Genomic DNA, 276 nt, shown 5'->3' on the forward strand with positions numbered 1-276 from the left:
GCAAATATTCGTTCTTTATCGCGAACAACAGGGACGTTGTGCGTTATGTAAAATGCCAATCACTCAAGAAACAGGCTGGCAGGAACACAATCGGGTGCCTCGCCATCGGGGCGGCAGAGATGTCATCGGAAACAGAGTATTACTCCATCCTTCTTGCCATCATGAGTACATGAGCGCGAATCTTCGGTCAACATGCTGGCCTGCTGAGCAGGTTTATAAAGGCTTGAGCCGTATGCGGTGAAAGTCGCTCGTACGGTTCTTAGAGGGCGGGTGCGT

Annotated in this window: 1 protein-coding gene; it reads left to right on the plus strand. The window is 51.1% G+C overall.

Annotated elements, in window-relative coordinates:
• On the plus strand, positions 1–241 hold a 241-nt coding region (locus tag AAC854_RS23510; RefSeq protein ID WP_340619182.1), incomplete at its 5' end, for an HNH endonuclease.
• Positions 242–276 lie beyond the last annotated feature (35 nt).

The sequence above is a fragment of the Xenorhabdus entomophaga genome (assembly GCF_037996725.1).
GTDB lineage: Bacteria > Pseudomonadota > Gammaproteobacteria > Enterobacterales > Enterobacteriaceae > Xenorhabdus > Xenorhabdus khoisanae.